Annotated in this window: 8 protein-coding genes; all 8 read left to right on the top strand. The window is 75.4% G+C overall.

Going from position 1 to position 17,129, the window contains the following annotated elements:
• Positions 1–57: 57 nt before the first annotated feature.
• Positions 58–1,701, top strand: a complete 1,644-nt coding sequence (locus tag ABT093_RS15135; RefSeq protein ID WP_350564290.1) for an alkaline phosphatase D family protein — start codon at positions 58–60, stop codon at positions 1,699–1,701.
• A gap of 317 nt (positions 1,702–2,018) precedes the next feature.
• On the top strand, positions 2,019–3,278 hold the full coding sequence (locus ABT093_RS15130; RefSeq protein ID WP_350564288.1) for a helix-turn-helix domain-containing protein: 1,260 nt from the start codon (positions 2,019–2,021) through the stop codon (positions 3,276–3,278).
• Positions 3,279–3,500: 222 nt separating this feature from the next.
• The gene (locus ABT093_RS15125; protein WP_502884230.1) at positions 3,501–3,971 is read left to right on the top strand and encodes a cobalamin B12-binding domain-containing protein; all 471 of its coding nucleotides are present in this window, start codon (positions 3,501–3,503) and stop codon (positions 3,969–3,971) included.
• Positions 3,968–5,296: a methylaspartate mutase gene (locus ABT093_RS15120; RefSeq protein ID WP_350564285.1), complete on the top strand. Its 1,329-nt coding sequence runs from the start codon at positions 3,968–3,970 to the stop codon at positions 5,294–5,296. Before ABT093_RS15125 ends, ABT093_RS15120 begins: the two co-directional genes overlap by 4 nt.
• Entirely contained in the window at positions 5,293–6,300 is a 1,008-nt protein-coding gene (locus ABT093_RS15115; protein ID WP_350564284.1) for an asparagine synthetase A, read from the top strand. The genes ABT093_RS15120 and ABT093_RS15115 overlap by 4 nt, the downstream gene beginning before the upstream one ends.
• Positions 6,301–6,364: 64 nt before the next feature.
• Entirely contained in the window at positions 6,365–7,624 is a 1,260-nt protein-coding gene (locus tag ABT093_RS15110) for a glutamate synthase-related protein (protein WP_350564282.1), read from the top strand.
• A 216-nt stretch (positions 7,625–7,840) separates the two neighbouring features.
• Entirely contained in the window at positions 7,841–12,526 is a 4,686-nt protein-coding gene (locus ABT093_RS15105) for an amino acid adenylation domain-containing protein (protein ID WP_502884229.1), read from the top strand.
• Positions 12,527–12,570: 44 nt separating this feature from the next.
• Positions 12,571–17,088 carry a non-ribosomal peptide synthetase gene (locus ABT093_RS15100; protein WP_350564278.1) on the top strand — a complete coding sequence of 1,506 codons (4,518 nt, stop codon included), beginning with the start codon at positions 12,571–12,573 and terminating at the stop codon, positions 17,086–17,088.
• Positions 17,089–17,129: the final 41 nt, after the last annotated feature.

Raw genomic sequence — 17,129 nt, 5'->3', positions numbered from 1 at the left:
GTACACAGCCGGTGTGTCCAGCCGGTCCAGTCCAGCGTACGGAAGGCAGTCCAGACCATGGCCCGCACAGACGACCAGGCCTCGCACGACCAGGAGTTCCGGGAGGCCGCGACCCGGCTGGGGATCGGCCGCCGCCGCTTCCTGACCGTCACCTCGGCCGCCGCCGCGCTGGCGTTCACCACCAACCTGCCGGGCGCCCACGCCGCGGACGCCGAGATCGCGCCCCGCGCGCTGACCGAGAACCCGTTCACCCTGGGCGTCGCCTCCGGTGACCCGCTCAGCGACGCCGTGGTGCTCTGGACCCGCCTCGCCCCCCGCCCGCTGGAGCCCGGCAACGGCCTGCCGCCCACCGGCGTCGTCCGGGTCGACTGGGAGATCGCCCGCGACGACCGCTTCCGCAAGGTCGCCCGCCGCGGCACCGCCAAGGCGTACGCCGAGTTCAACTACGCGGTGCACGTCGACGCGGACGGCCTCGACGCCGACCGCGTGTACTGGTACCGCTTCAAGGTCGGCGGCTGGACCAGCCCGGTCGGCCGCACCCGCACCTCCCCGGCGCGCGGCCGCCACATCGACGAGGTCCGCTTCGGCCTGGTCTCCTGCCAGGCCTACGAGGACGGCTACTTCACCGCCTACCAGCACCTGGCGAACGAGGACCTCGACGCGGTCTTCCACGTCGGCGACTACATCTACGAGTACGGCATCGACGCCGTCGGCGGCGACCGCAAGTACACCGACCGCACGCTGCCGTCGCTGTTCAACCACGAGACCACCACCCTGGAGGACTACCGCCTGCGGTACGCCCTCTACAAGAGCGACCCGGACCTCCAGGCCGCGCACGCCGCGCACGCCTGGTACGTCACCTGGGACGACCACGAGGTGGAGAACAACTACGCGGCCGGCGTCCCGGAGAAGAACCAGTCGGTGGACGCCTTCGTCGCCCGCCGCGCCGCCGCCACCCGCGCCTACTGGGAGAACATGCCGCTGCGCATGCCCAAGCCGGACGCCACCGACCTCAAGCTGTACCGCCGCCACCACTACGGCAGGCTGGCGCAGTTCGACATCCTCGACACCCGCCAGTACCGCTCCGACCAGGCCAACGGCGACGGCTGGCAGTTCCCCACCCCGGAGTCGGAGGACCGGACCCGCACGCTGATGGGTGCCACCCAGGAGCGCTGGCTGCTGGACGGCTTCCGCAAGTCCAAGGCGGTGTGGAACGTCGTCCCGCAGCAGGTGGTCTTCTCCCGCCGGAAGAACACCACCGAGGCGAAGTCCCGGCTCTCCATGGACGCCTGGGACGGCTACCCGGCCGCCCGCGAGCGGCTGCTGGCCGGCGCCGAGGACATCGGCGTGGAGAACCTGGTCGTCCTCACCGGTGACGTGCACGTCGCCTATGCGATGGACATCAAGCGCGACTTCGACAACCCGGACTCGCGGACCGTCGGCGTCGAGATCGTCGGCACCTCGATCGCCAGTGACGGCGACGGCCAGGAGCACCCGGGCAACTGGGCCACCCTGACGGCCGCCAACCCGCACATGAAGTTCTACGACGGCCGGCGCGGCTACACCGCGATCACGCTCAACGAGGAGCACGCCCGTGCCGACTACCGGGTGATCTCGCACATCACCCGCCCGGGCGGCACCGTCAGCACCGCCGCCTCCTTCGTCAGCGAGGCCTACAACCCGGGCATGCAGCGCGCCTGACGCCCCCCGCCTCCGGCCCGGCCGTACCGTTCCCCGACACGGTACGCCCGGGCCGGTCCGCGTCCGCCCCACCTCCGCCCCGCCGCTGCTCCCGGAACCTCCGTCCGTTCCCCGGGAGGGTTCGTGGACGATGCGGAGGAGTCGTGAACCTGCGGTGATCGGCCGTTGATCGGCCGTAGAGCAGGGCCGTGGACCATCTGCGGCAGGGGAAGCCCGGGTCGACGGTCACCACCGCTCGGCGCCGTCCTCGGCGTGCCACGCGGTGGCCCGAGCCCCTGGTCCCCGTAGTTGGCCAACCCACGGAAGGCGGACGGAGCATGGACGGCGTTCACACCCTGCAGTCGACGGCGGGCTTCGGAGAGCTGCTCAGGATCCGGCGCGAGCGCATCGGCCTGACCCAGCAGGTGCTCGCCGATCACGCGACCCTGAGCGTCCGGGCGATCCGCGACATGGAGAGCGGACGGGTGCAGCGCCCCCGGCAGGAGACGGTCCGGCTGCTGGCCGACGCGCTGCGGCTGGAGGGCCGCAGCCGCACGGTGTTCGAGGCGGCCGCGCGCCGCCAGGTGCCCGTCGAGGAACCGCGCGACGAACCGGCCGCCCCGCCGGTGGCCCGCGGCGCGATCGTCGGCCGGGAGCCGGAGGTCGACCTGCTGACCGAGGCCCTCGCCGAGCACGGCGACCGGCTGGTCACGGTGACCGGCCTCGGCGGGGTCGGCAAGACCCGGCTGGTCCTGGAGGCGGCCCGCCGGCTGCACCTGACGGCCCGCTGGTCGGTGCGCTGGACGGACTGGGCGAGCCGGCCCGGCATGGGCCCCGAGCGCCGCGCCGAACTGGTCCGCGCGATCGGCAGCCGCCCCACCCTGCTGGTCCTGGACGGCGCCGACACCGGCGTGGAGCCCGCCCTGCTGGACGAGCTGTTCCAGCGCTGCCCCGGCCTGCGGGTGCTGATCACCGCCCGGGTCGCCCAGCCGCTGCCCGGCGGCCAGGTGATCCCGCTCGCCCCGCTGCCCACCCCCGGGCCGGAACTCGACCACGACCCGGTGGCGCTCGCCGAGGTCGGCGCCGTCCGGCTGCTGCTCTCGCACCTGCGCCGGCTGCGCCCCGGCTACCGGCTGGAGCCCGAGGAGGCGCCGGCGGTCGCCGCGCTCTGCCGCCAGCTCGACGGACTGCCGGGCGCGCTGGAGCTGGCCGCCGGCTGGTCGACCGTGCTCTCGCCGCGCCAGCTGGTGGCCCGGCTGGCCGAGGGCCCGTTCCAACTGGCGCCGCCGCCGGCGGGGTTCGGCGGGCGCGGCGGGGTCGGCGAGGCGCTGGACGCGGCGCTCGACCGGCTGACGCTGGGCCAGCGCGACCTGCTGGCCCGGCTGGCCGCCGAACCGGGGGACTGGTCGGGCGAGGACGCCGTCGAGCTGAGCGGGCGACCGCCGCAGGAGTCGCTGGCCGCCGTGCACGAGCTGCTGGCGAGCGGGCTGATCCGCAGCGTCCCGGCCCGCGACGGTGTGCGGTTCACCGTGCTCAACCTCTGCCGCCGCCTCTTCGGCGCCGCCGGCGTGTACCCGGTGCTGGCGGCGGCGAGCTGAGGCCGGCGCCTCCCCGCACCTCCCGCGCCTCCCCGCACCTCCCCGCACCGATACTGCCCGTCACTTGCCGGACGAGCTGCCGGTCCGTCCGCCGGTACCTCCCTAGCGTTCTGTCCGTCACCCACCGACCACTCACCGACAGCAGAGGTTTGCGCCGTGGACCAGTTGGAGCAGCAGCGCACAGAGGCCGAACCGGCCGGGCTGGACGTCGTCGTGTCGACCATGGCCTCGGACTCGCACACCTGGAACCTGGTCTTCCTGCAACTGCTGCTGGAAGAGCTCGGCCACCGGGTCACCAACCTGGGCGCCTGCGTGCCGGACGAGTCGCTGGTCGCCGAGTGCCGCCGGATCGAGCCGGACCTCATCGTGCTGAGCAGCGTCAACGGGCACGGCCACCGCGACGGTCTGCGGGTGATCGGCGCGCTGCGCGGCTGTCCCGAACTGGCCCGCACGCCGGCGGTGATCGGCGGCAAGCTCGGCATCGCCGGGCCGGGCGACCCGGACCGGCAGCGGTCGCTGCTCGCCGCCGGGTTCGACGGGGTCTTCGAGGAGGGGCGCTCGGTCGCCGACTTCCGCTCCTTCGTCCGGTCGCTGCCCTCGGCGGCAGCGCCGCCCCTGTCCGTGCCGCCCCTGTCCGCCCCGCCGCTGGGCGCCCCGCTGTTCGTGCGGACCGCCGTCGGAGGGGCGCGATGACAGGACTCGCCGCCCCCGCCAGAACCGGCTTCGGCGCCTTCGTCGCCCGCGCCCGGGCCGCCGGCGCCCTGGTGGTCCAGCCCCGGATGGGCATGGCCGACCCGCTGCGGATGCGCGACGGCCTGCTCGCCACCCGGGGCGCGGACGCCGTCACGGTCGGCACCATCACCCTGGACAGCTACACCCGCACCGGCGACCTCGCCGCCGCCCGCCGGGCGCTGGCCGACGGCGTGGGCCTCAACGGCTACCCGATCGCCGGCCACCCGGTGGACGTCACCCGGGCGGTGCTGCGCGGGGTCGCCGGCGAGGGCTTCCCGGTGCAGGTCCGGCACGGGTCGGCGCAGCCCGAGCACATCGTCCGCGCGCTGCTCGCGGTCGGCCTGGACGCCACCGAGGGCGGCCCGGTCTCCTACTGCCTGCCGTACAGCCGCACACCGCTGCGCGAGGCAGTGGAGAGCTGGCGGCGCAGCTGCGAACTGCTCGCCTCCATCCGGGAGTTCGGCGCCGAGCCGCACCTGGAGACGTTCGGCGGCTGCCTGATGGGCCAGCTCTGCCCGCCGAGCCTGCTGATCGCGGTCAGCGTGCTGGAGGCGCTGTTCTTCCGGCAGCACGGACTGCGCAGCGTCTCGCTCAGCTACGCCCAGCAGCCCGACCCGCGCCAGGACGAGGAGGCGCTCACCGTGCTCGGGCGCCTCGCCGGCGAGCTGCTGCCCGACGTCGACCGGCACCTGGTGCTCTACGCCTACATGGGCGTCTTCCCGCGCACGCCCGGCGGCGCCCGGCTGCTGCTGGAGGACGCCGCCCGGCTGGCGGTGCGCACCGGCGCGGCCCGGCTGATCGTCAAGACGACGGCCGAGGCGCACCGGATCCCGACCGTCGCCGAGAACGTCCGGGCGCTGGAGACGGCCGCCGCGGCCGCCGGCGCGGAGCACCGGCGCCCGCCGCTCGCCGTGCCGGACACCGGCATCGAGGCGGAGGCGCGGGCGCTGATCGGCGCCGTGCTGGAGCTGGACGCCGACATCGGCCGCGCCCTGGTGCGTGCCTTCGCGGCCGGCTACCTGGACGTGCCCTACTGCCTGCACCCCGACAACGCCGGCCGGGCCCGCAGCTCGCTCGGGCCGGACGGGCGGCTGCACTGGTCGGACGTCGGCGCGATGCCGATCGCCGGCCTGGCCGGCGGCCCGCGCCCGCCGATCCTCGGCTCCGCCGAACTCCTCGGCGCGCTCTCCCACGTCCAGTGGAGCTACGACAGCCGCGCCGCCGACACCCCGGACCTCGACCGAACACCCGCCGCACCACGAGAGTTGGGACTCACCACGCCATGACCACCGACGGGCCCATCCCCGCGACCGCCGCGACGCTCCCCGACCCCGGCCGCCACCTGACCTCCCCGACCACCCGCGCCGCGCTGCGGATCCAGCACCAGCTGCTCTCCGCCGCCCGCGAGTTCCTGCGCGGCCGGGGCTTCACCGAGCTGCTCCCGCCGATCATCGGCCCGGTCACCGACCCCGGTTCGCGCGGCTCCAAGCAGGTCGACGTCGACTTCTACGGCCACCGTTACAAGCTGATGACCAGCGCGATCCTCTACAAGCAGGCCTCGCTGCTGGCCTTCGACAAGATCTTCTGCATCGCGCCGAACGTCCGGCTGGAGCCGCTGGAGACCGCCGGGACCAGCCGCCACCTGGCCGAGTTCCACCAGCTCGACGTCGAGGTGGCGGGCGCGAGCCGGGACGACGTGGTGCGGCTGGTGGAGGAGCTGGTGGTGCACATGGTCGCCCGCGCGGTGCGCGAGCTGCCCAAGGAGTTCGCCGAACTCGGCCGTGACACGGACGCGTTCGCCGAGCTGCTGAAGGGCTCCTTCGGCCGGATGCGGCACGCCGAGGCGGTCGCCGAGCTGCGGGGGCTGGGCCACCCGCAGAGCCCGGACGCCGAACTCGACTGGGACGGTGAGGCGCTGCTCTCCGCGCAGCGGGACCGGCCGTTCTTCGTCACGGACTACCCCAAGGGCTCGCGCGGCTTCTACGACCGCGAGAACCCCGAGGACCCGGGCCTGCTGAGCAACTTCGACCTCATCGCGGCCGAGGGCTACGGCGAGCTGTGCAGCGGCAGCCAGCGCACCAACGACTACGCCGAGATCGTCACCCGGATGCGCGAGACGGGGGAGAACCCGCAGAAGTACCGCTGGTACCTGGACCTGGTCCGCGAGGGCGTGCCCGGCAGCGCCGGCTTCGGCATCGGCGTCGAGCGGCTGACCCGCTACGTGGCCGGGCTGGACGCGGTCTGGCAGGCCAGCGCCTTCCCGAAGGTGGCGGGGGTGGTGTCGCCGTGAGCGAGCGAACCACCAGGGGCGGCGTCTATCGCGAAGCGGCTGCCGAGCGAAGCGAGGTGGGAGCATGAGCGACCTCTCGGCACCCGGCTTTCCGGAGGAGGAGGTCCGGCAGCGGGCCCGGGCCGGGACGGCGGCGGCCTTTCCGCCGCCCGGCACGTACGGGCAGGTGCTGTTCGGCGCCGGGCGCCCGGCCGGCGGGCCCGGCGCGGACGCCCTGGACGCGCTGCGGATCGTGCCGCCGGTGTTCGTGCCGCAGCGGCTCGCCAAACTGATCGACCTGGGCCGCGAGCCGGACTACCGGGACGTCGAACTCACCACTGCCATCGGCGGGTTCGGCTCGTCCCTGCCGGTGTACGTGTCGGCGACCGGCTCCACCCGGGCGGCCGGCGGGGATCTCGGACTGGCGCTGAGCCGGCAGGCGGGCGCGCTCGGCCTGCCGATGGTGATCGGCGAGAACGTCGTCCCGGTGAACGGCTACGGCCGGCTCGGCGAGGCCGCCGACCGCGCCCTGCTCGGCCGGCTGCGCGCCTACGCCGAGGACCTGCCGGACGGGCTGGGCGGGGTGGCCGTCCAGCAGTCCACCGAGGACGCCGACGCCGAGGTGTGGAACCTCGTCTACAGCGACCCGGCGGCCCTGCCGCTGCTCGAATCCGGGCGGCTCGCCTTCGAGTTGAAGGTCGGGCAGGGCGCCAAGCCGGGCCTGGGCGGGATGACCGTGCTGGACGCCGAGGCCGCCGCCCGGCTCGGCGACCGCTACGGCATCGACCCGGTCTTCGGCGAGGACGGCCGGGTGCTGCGCGCGAGCACGCCGGGCACCTTCACGGCGGAGATCCTGCGCCAGCAGGTCCGGCTGATGCGCAACAACTTCCCCCGGGCCCGGGTCTGGGTGAAGCTGCACCCCGGCCGGGACGTCGCCGAGGCCGCCCGGGTGGCCGCCGAGGCGGGCGCGGACGCCGTCACGGTGGACGGCGCGGAGGGCGGCACCGGCTGGGCGCCGGGCGCCTTCCCGGCGCAGGTCGGGCTGCCGCTGGCGGAGTGCCTGCGCCGGCTGGCGGCCGCCGGGCCGCCGCCCTGCCTGCTGGTGTCGGGCCGGATGTGGGAGGGCGGCCGGGCGGTCAAGAGCCTGGCGCTGGGGGCGCGCGCGGTGGGCCTGGGCCGGGCGGCCCTGCTGGCCGCGGCCGAGGACCCGCAGGCGGGACTGATCCGCTTCGCCGACTGCCTCGCACTCGAACTGCGGCTGCTGATCAGCGCGCTCGGAAAGTACGCGCCGGCCGATCTGGACCGGGCCGACGTGTGGTCCCCGGATTTCCCGTCGGAATTCTGAGCAGCACCCCCTCGATCATCGAAGAGCGGATTTCCCCGAGCCCGCCGAGGCGCCCCCGTGCGCCCCGGCGGGCCGCTCGCGTTTCCTCAAGTCCCTTTCACTAAGCGGCAGTTGAAACTGCCGATCGTCTTCCGGGAGTTCTGCCGATCGGCCCCGGAAAGCCGCCCTATCGTCGAACCACTGCCCGCAGCGTCGTCAATTCATCGGGGTTGGATGATGGAATCTCGCGGTTTCCCCTTCATATCCGTCGCGCGCCGGTTCCCGGACCGGCCGGCCGTACGGCTCGGCGCCCGGACCGTCAGCTACCGGGAGCTGGACGAGCTGAGCGGCGCCCTCGCCGCCCGGATCGCCCCCGGCCGGACGGTGGCCGTCACCGGCCGCGACCGGCTGGACCACCTGGTCGGTCTGCTCGCCGCCCTGCGCGCCGGGGCCGTCTGCCTGCCGCTGGACCGGGAGGCCCCCGAGGAGCGCAACCGCTGGATCCGCGAGGACGCCGGCGCCACCCTCGCCCTCACCGACGGCGAGCTCACCGGGCTCGCGCCGTCCGAGGGCGCGGCCGCCGCCCCCGGCTACCTCATCTACACCTCCGGCACCACCGGCCGCCCCAAGGGCGTGCACGTCCCGCTCGCCGCGCTGACCGGCCACCTGGCGGCCGCCGTCGGCCGCTTCGGCCTCACCGCCGAGGACGTCGTGCTGCACCTCGCCCGCCCCACCGTGGACGTCGCCGTCGAGCAGACCCTCACCGCGCTGTCCGCCGGCGCCTGCCTGGTCGTCCCCGAGCGGCAACTGCTGGGCCCGGACGCCCTGCTGGACCTGCTGGACGCCGAGGGCGTCACCGTCGCCAACCTGCCCGCCGGCTACTTCCAGGAAGTGGTGCCGGCCCTGCGCCAGCGCGACCGCGCGCCGCGCGCCCTGCGGCTGATGATCTCCGGCAGCGACCGGCTGCACCCCGGGGCCGCCGCCTCCTGGTGGGCCGCCACCGGAGTCCCGCTGCTCAACGCCTACGGGCCCACCGAGACCGTGATCACCGCCACCGTGCACGAGCTGGCCGGTGCCACCGGGGCGGACGCCGTCCCGATCGGCACCCCGCTCGGCGAGCGCCGCGCCTACGTGCTGGACGACCGGCTGCGGCCGGTCACCGCGCCCGGCGAGGCCGGCGAGCTGTACCTGGGCGGGCCGCTGCTCGCCTCCGGATACCACGGCCGCCCCGGCCTGACGGCCGGCCGGTTCGTGGCGGACCCGTTCGCGCCCGAGCCGGGCGCCCGGATGTACCGCACCGGCGACGTCGTGCGCCGCGAGGGCCCGGACGCCCCGCTGGAGTTCGTCGGCCGCGCCGACCACCAGGTGAAGATCCGCGGCTTCCGGGTCGAGCCCGGCGAGATCGAGCAGCTGCTCGCCGCCCGCCCCGGCATCGCCGGCGCCGTGGTCACCGCCCACGAGGGCCGGCTCGCCGCGTACGTCACCGGCGAGGCCCCCGACCCCGGGGAGCTGCGCGCCCACCTGGCCGAGCGGCTGCCCGAGCACATGGTCCCGGCCACCGTCACCGTGCTGGACGCCTTCCCGCTGACCACCGGCGGCAAGGTCGACCGCGGCGCGCTGCCCGAGCCGCAGGCCGTGCCCGCCGCCGCCCCGGCCGGCCGCCGCCCGCCGCGCACCCCCGCCGAGCAGCTGATCGCCGCCGTCTGGGCGGACGTGCTGGGCGTGCCCGAGGTCGGCGCCGACGACAACTTCTTCCACCTGGGCGGCGATTCGCTCACCGCCGTGCGGGTGGTCGGCCGGGTCTTCGACGTCTTCGGGATGATCTCCCCGTACCTCATCTTCGACGCCCCGACGCTCGCCGAGTTCGCCGCCGCCGTCACCGCCTCCGCGCAGGGGGAACGGCCGCCGCTGACCCGGGCCGGGGCCGGTTCGGCGCCGCTCTCCCCGTACCAGCGCGGGCTCTGGTTCCTCGACCAGTGGAACCCGGGCGCGCCGACCTACATCGTGCCGTGGGTGTTCCGCTTCGCCGGCCCGGTCGACGCGGAGCTGCTGCGGCGGGCGCTGGAGGGCGTGGTGGCCCGGCACGAGGCGCTGCGCACCACCTTCGCGTTCACCGAGGACGGCCCCCGCCAGCTGATCCACCCCGCCGTGGAGGTGCCGTTCGCCGTGACGGACACCGAGGCCGGGCGCGTGGACGCGCTGGTCGCCGAGGCCGCGCTGGTCCCCTTCGACCTGGAGGAAGGCCCGCTGCTGCGCGCCCACCTCTACCGCACCGGCGGGACCGCCACCCTGTTGCTGCTCTGCCACCACATCGTCTGGGACGAGGGCTCGCTGCCCGTGCTGGAGAGCGAACTCGCCGAGCTGTACGCGGCGCTGGCCGAAGGACGCCCGGCCGACCTGCCCGGGCCCGCCGTCCAGTACGCCGACTACAGCGCCTGGCAGTACCAGGACCCGGCCCACGCCGAGCGCCAACTCGCCCACTGGCGCGAGCACCTGGCCGACGCGCCGACCGAGCCCGCGCTGCCCACCGACCACCCGCGGCCCGAGGTCCAGCGTTTCCGCGGCGACTTCCACCGCTTCGCGATGCCCCGCCCGGTCGCCGAGGCGGTCCGCGCGCTGGCCCGCAGCGAGGACGCCACCCCGTTCATGGTGCTGCTGGCCGGCCTGGCACTCACCCTGCACCGCCGCACCGGGCAGCGCGACCTGGTGCTCGGCTCCCCGGTGAGCGTCCGCGGCAGGGCCGAACTCGACGCCCTGGTCGGCTACTTCGTCAACCTCCTGCCGCTGCGCGTGCGGATCGGTGAGCCGGCGGACTTCCGCGAGCTGGTCCGGCACGTCCGCGAGGTGGCGATCGCCGGCTACCGCCACCAGGAGGCGCCGTTCGACGACATCGCGGCGAGCGTGCTGGAGGACCGCCCGGACGACCGGGCCGAGAACCGCAACCCGCTCTGCCAGGTGCTGCTGGAGCTGCACCCGCTGGACACCCGGCCGCTGACCGTCGGCGGTACCGAGGTGACCCGCGAGCTGTACTCCAACCCGGTCTCCCGCTTCGACCTGTCGATCTCCGTCGACGACCGGGGCACCGACTTCACCGGCCGCTTCGAGTACGACTCCGACCTCTTCGACGCCGCCACCATGGCCGAGCTGTGCGAGGCCTGGCTGGGCACCCTCGCCACCGCCGTCGAGGCGCCCGTGCACGCCCTGTTCGAGGCCCGCGCCGCCGGTGCCCCGGACGCGCTCGCCGTCGTCTCCGGGGAGCAGCGCCTCGCCTACGGGGAGCTGAACACCCGGGCGAACCGCCTCGCCCACCACCTGGCCGAAGCCGGGATCGGCCGCGGCGACACCGTCGCCGTGCTGGTCGAACGCGGACCGGACCTGGTGGTCGCCCTGCTCGCCGCGCTCAAGACCGGCGCCGCCTACACCCTGCTGGACCCGGACTTCCCGGCCGAACGGCTGACCGGCGCGGTCGCCGACAGCGCCGCAGCCCTGCTGGTCACCCACCGGCACGCGAGCCCGCCGTTCCCGGTCGGGCGCCACCTCGACCTGGACGCGCAGGCCGCCGCGATCGCCGCCCGCCCCGGCCACGACCCGGGCGTGCCGGTCAGCGGCGACGACCTCGCCTGCGTGATGTTCACCTCCGGCTCCACCGGCCGTCCCAAGGGCGTCGCCGTCCCGCACCGCGCGCTCACCACCACCTACCTCGGCCAGGACTACGCCCGCTTCGGGCCCGGGGAGGTCTGGCTGCAGTGCTCCCCGGTCTCCTGGGACGCCTTCGCCCTGGAGCTGTACGGCGCGCTCTCCTTCGGCGGCGTCTGCGTGCTGCAGCCCGGCCAGCGGCCCGACCCGCAGGCCGTCGCCGAGCTGACCCGGCGCCACGGCGTCACCCAGCTCCAGCTCTCCGCCAGCCTGTTCAACTTCCTGCTGGAGGAGTTCCCGGAGACCTACGACGACCTGAAGGTGGCCTTCACGGCCGGCGAGCGGGCCTCCGTCACGCACGTCGGCAAGGCGCTCGGCCAGTACCCGGACCTCGTCGTCGCCAACGGCTACGGCCCGGTGGAGAGCCTCGGCCTGACCACCTGCCACCGCGCCACCCCCGAGGACGCCGCCGGCAGCACCATCCCGATCGGCACCCCGCTGCACGGCAAGGCGATCCACGTGCTGGACGAGCGGCTGGCGCCCGTCCCCGACGGCACCACCGGCGAGCTCTACGCGGCCGGCGGCGGCCTGGCCCTCGGCTACGTCGGCCGGCCCGCGCTGACCGCCGAGCGCTTCGTCGCCTCCCCGTTCGGCGCCCCCGGCGAGCGGCTCTACCGCACCGGCGACCTCGGCCACCGGCGCCCGGACGGCCTGCTGGAGATCACCGGCCGGATCGACGACCAGATCAAGATCCGCGGCTTCCGGGTCGAGCCCGGCGAGATCGAGGACGCGCTGACCCGCCACCCCGCCGTCCGGGAGGCCGCCGTCACCGTCCACCGGCCCGCCGGCGGCGACCAGCGGCTGGCCGCCTACGTCACCCTGGACCGCGCGGACGGCACCGGTGCGGAGGCGCTGCTGGACCACCTCGCCGGGCTGCTGCCCGAGCACATGGTGCCCGCGACCCTCGACGTGCTGGACGCGCTGCCGCTCAACGCCAACGGCAAGGTCGACCGCAAGGCCCTGCCGGCCCCCGCCGAGCGCCGGGCCGCCGCGCCGGCCGACCCGCTCACCCCGCACGAACGGCTGGTCGCGGACGCCGTGCGCGCCGTCCTGGACCTCCCGGAGGACCTCGGGCCGGAGGCCAACTTCTTCCGGATCGGCGGCAACTCGCTGGCGGCCGTGCGGGTCGCCATGAAGCTCTCGCAGCAGACCGGCACCCGCGTCCCGCCGCACGTGGTCTTCCGCGGCCGGACCGTGGGCGCCATCGCCGAAAGGCTGGCCTCGTGATGACGGGCCGCCCCGACACCAGCCGGACAGGAAGGAACGACACCGTGAGCCCGTCAGCCGACCCCGTGGCCGCACCCCTGGTCGCACCCGTCACCGATCCCGCGACCGATCCCGCGACCGCACCCGCCCGCACCGCGCCGGTCTCCGGCCTCCAGCGCGGCCTCTGGTTCCTCGACCACCTGAACCCGCGCACCCTCACCTACACCACCCCCTGGACGTACGAGGTCACCGGCCCGCTGGACCTCGGCGTGCTGACGCGCGCCCTGGGCGCCGTCACCGCCCGGCACGAGGCGCTGCGCACCACCTTCGCGCTGCACCCCGACGGCCCCCGCCAGCACGTCCACGACACCCTCGCCGTCCCGCTCACCGTCACCGACCTGCGCAGCCTCCCGGAGGACCAGCGGGCGGACCGCGCCGAGGAGTTGATCGAACTCTGCGCCGCCGAGCCGTTCGACCTCGGCACCGGCCCGCTGCTGCGCGCCGAGGCGATCCGGCTCGCCGACGAGCGCACCACCCTGCTGTTCGTCGTCCACCACATCGTCTGGGACGGCTGGTCGGCCGAGCTCTTCGAGCACGAACTCGCCGAGTTCTACCGGGCGTTCGCCGAGCAGCGGACGCCGGAGCTGCCGGCCCTCGCCGCCGGGTACGCCGACTGGTCCGAGGAGGAGCGGCACACCTCCTACGAGGAGCACCTGGCCTACTGGAAGGACCGCCTCGACGGCGCCCCCGCCCTGCTCGACCTGCCCGCCGACCGGCCCCGGCCCGCCGAACGCGGCGACCGCGGCGCCACCGAGCACTTCGCCCTGGCCCCCGGTACCGCCGCCCGCGTCCGGGCCCTCGCCGAACAGGAGGGCGCCACCCCGTTCACCGTCCAGCTCGCCGCCTTCGCGCTGCTGCTGAACCGCTGGACCGGCGCCGACGACCTGCTCGTCGGCACCCCGGTCACCACCCGCAACCGCCCCGAACTCGCCGACCTCATAGGCTACTTCGTCAACCTGCTGCCGCTGCGCATCCGGCTCGCCCCGGGCGCGACCTTCCGCGGGCTGGTCGCCGACCTCCAGGACGGCGCCTTCGACGCCTTCGGCTACCTCGACCTGCCCTTCGACCAGCTGGTCGACCACCTCGGCACCGCCCGCACCCCGCAGCACCCGCCGCTGGTCCAGGTGGTGTTCGGCGCCCACGGCGAGGACCGCACCCCGCTCGCCCTCGGCCGGGCCACCGCCCGGCGCACCGTCCGCTCCAACGGCACCAGCAAGTTCGACCTGACCTGGTCCGTCTTCGAGCCGGCCGAGGGCACCGGCGGGGACGCGCTGCGCGGCGAGGCCGAGTACCGCACCGAGCTCTTCGACCCCGCCACCGTCCGCCGCCTCGCCGCCGACTACGCGGCCCTGCTGGACGCCGCCCTCGCCGACCCGGACGCCACCGTCCTGCGACTCACCGCCGCCCCCGCGGCCGGGCAGCGGCCCCGCCCCGCCCGGCTCGACCCCGGCCACTGCCTGCACCACCTCTTCGAGCGGGCCGCCGACGCGCACGGCGAGCGCCCGGCCGTCGACGACGGGCGGGAGACCCTCGACTACGCCGAACTCGACCGCCGCGCCAACCGCTTGGCGCACACCCTGCGCGCCCGCGGGGTGCGCCCCGGCGACCGGGTCGGCCTGCTGCTGGAACGCACCGTCGCCGTCCCGGTCGCGATCCTCGCCGTCCTCAAGACCGGCGCCGCCTACGTCCCGGTGGACCTCGCCGCCCCCGCCGACCGGGCCGCCCTGGTGTTCGGCGACACCGCCGTCACCGCCGTCCTCACCGACCGCCCCGACCGCGCCCCCGACGGCCCCTGGCAGACCCTCGACCTGACCGCCCGGGCCGCCGAGATCGCCGCCCACCCCGACACCCGCCCGCCCGCCGCCGGCCGCCCCGGCGACCTCGCCTACCTGATCTTCACCTCCGGCTCCACCGGCCGTCCCAAGGGCGTCGCCGTCGCCCACGAGCACGTCAGCCGGCTGCTCGACTCCGGCCGCGAGCACTTCGGCTTCGGCCCCGACACCACCTGGACGCTCTTCCACAGCTACGCCTTCGACTGGACCGTCTGGGAACTGTGGGGCGCGCTGCTGCACGGCGGGCGCCTGGTCGTGGTGCCCTACCTGACCAGCCGCTCGCCCGAGGAGTTCGCCGGACTCCTCGACGACCGGCGGGTCACCCACCTGTGCCTCACCCCGTCCGCGCTGCGCCAGCTCGAACCGGCCCTGCGCCGGCGCCCCCGGGCGCTGCCCGCGCTGCGCTGGATCATGCTCGGCGGCGAGGCCCTGGACCCGGGCGTCGTCCAGCGCTGGCACGACCTCGACCCGCTGCCGCCCGCCCGGCTCTGCAACCTCTACGGCATCACCGAGACCACCGTCCACGTCACGATCCACGACGTCGCCGAGGGCGGCGCCGGCTTCGAGCGCAGCCTCGTCGGCGACCCCATGGCGCACCTCACCGCGGCGGTCCTGGACGACTGGCTGCGCCCCTGCCCGCCCGGCGTCCCCGGCGAGCTGTACATCGGCGGCGGCAGCCTCGCCCACGGCTACTGGGGCCGCCCCGGCCTCACGGCCGGCCGCTTCGTCGCCGACCCCGCGGGACCGCCCGGCGCCCGCCTGTACCGCACCGGCGATGTCGCCAGGCGGCTGCCGGACGGCGGCCTGGAGTACGTCGGCCGGGCCGACTTCCAGGTCAAGCTGCGCGGCTTCCGGATCGAGCTCGGCGAGATCGAGAACGCCGTCGCCGCCCATCCCGACGTCGACGCCTGCGTGGTGACCGTCCACGACGAGCGGCTCGCCGCGTACGTCACCGGCCGCGCCCCCGAGGACCTCCGGGCCTTCCTCGGCCGCTCACTGCCCGCCTACATGGTTCCGGCGAGCGTCACCGTGCTGGACGCGCTGCCGCTGACCGTCAACGGCAAGGTGGACCGGGCCGCGCTGCCCGCCCCCGGGCGCGCCGCACCCGAGCGGACCGGGCGGCACGTCGAGCCGCGCAGCCCCGAGGAGGAACTGTTCGCCGCCGTCTGGACGGAGGTGCTCGGGGTGCCCGGGATCGGCGTCCACGACGACTTCTTCCACCTCGGCGGCGACTCCATCCGGGCCGTCCAGCTCGCCGGCGCCCTGCACGACCGGGGCTGGGAGCTGTCCCTGCGGGACGTCTTCAACGCGCCGACCGTCGCCGCCCTGCTGCCGCTGGCCCGGCCCGTGCGCTCCGACCCGGGCGCCGACCGGCCGTTCGCGCTGATCGCCGAGGACGACCGCGCCGAGCTGCCGCCCGGCATCGTCGACGCCTACCCGATGGTCTCCATGCAGCTCTCGATGGTCTTCCACATGGAGGTCGCCGGCGGCACCGACAGCTACCACAACGTCAACTCCTACCGGATCGGCGGCGACCTCGACGAGACCGCGCTGCGCCGCTCCGTCAACGAGGCGATGGCCCGGCACGCCGTGCTGCGCACCGGCCTCGACCTCTCCGGCTACGGCGAGCCGCTGCAGCTGGTGCACGGCACGCTGCCCGCCCCCGTCGAGTTCGCCGACCTGCGCGGGCGCACCGGACAGGAGCAGGACGCCGCGATCCGGTCCGTCTTCGCGCACCACCGCGACCGGCCGTTCGACCTCACCGCGCCCCCGCTGTTCCGGATCACCGTGCAGCGCCTCGCCGCCGACGCCTTCCAGCTCACCGTCTCCGAGCACCACGCGATCCTCGACGGCTGGAGCTTCACCTCCCTGCTCACCGAGATCCTCGAACGGCACGCCGCGCTCGCCGCCGACCCGGTCTCCGCGCCCACCCCGCCGCCGCGCACCGCCTTCCGCGACTTCGTCGCCGTCGAACGGGCCGCGGCCGCCGACCCGGACTCGCTCGCCTACTGGCGGCAGCGCCTCGACGGCGCCACCGGCCAGCTCTGGCCCGGCAGCGAGCACGTCCACGAACTGCCGCGCACCGTCGAGCGGGTGCTGCCGGACGCGCCCGGGCAGCTGCGCGCCGTCGCCGACGCGCTCGCCGTCCCGGTCAAGTCCGTCGCGCTCGCCGCCCACCTGCACGCCCTCGCGCACATCACCGGGCGGCGCCGGGTCACCACCGGGCTGGCGATGAACGGCCGGCTGGAGCGGCTCGGCGGCACCGAGGTGTACGGGCTCTTCCTGAACACCGTCCCGCTGGTCGCCGAGCCGGGGGAGGACCTCGCGGCGCTGGTGCGGCACGTGCACCGCGAGGAGCTGGACATGATGCCGCACCGCCGGGTGCCGTTCGCCCGGCTGGCCCGGATGATGGCCGACACCGCCCTCGACAGCCAGTTCGGCTACCTGCGCTTCCACGCCCTGGGCCGGCTCAGCTCGGCCCGCATCGAGGACGGCCGGATCGGCACCGAGCCCACCTACCGGCACGAGCCCAACAGCTTCACCTTCGGCGCGTCGCTGATCCAGGACCCGGTCACCCAGCGGGTGCTGCTCGCCGTGGACCACCAGCGGTCGCTGGTCGACGACGCCACGGCGGAGGAGTTCATGGACGCCTACGCGGCGGCCCTGGCCCGCCTGGCCGCCGGCGCCTGACGGGCCCCGACGCCGAGGACCACCGTTCCGCCCCCACCCAG

It is taken from the genome of Kitasatospora sp. NPDC002551, assembly GCF_040296005.1.
Lineage (GTDB): Bacteria > Actinomycetota > Actinomycetes > Streptomycetales > Streptomycetaceae > Kitasatospora.
Note: the sequence above shows the minus strand (reverse complement) of the source record. Positions and strands in the feature narration are given on the sequence as shown.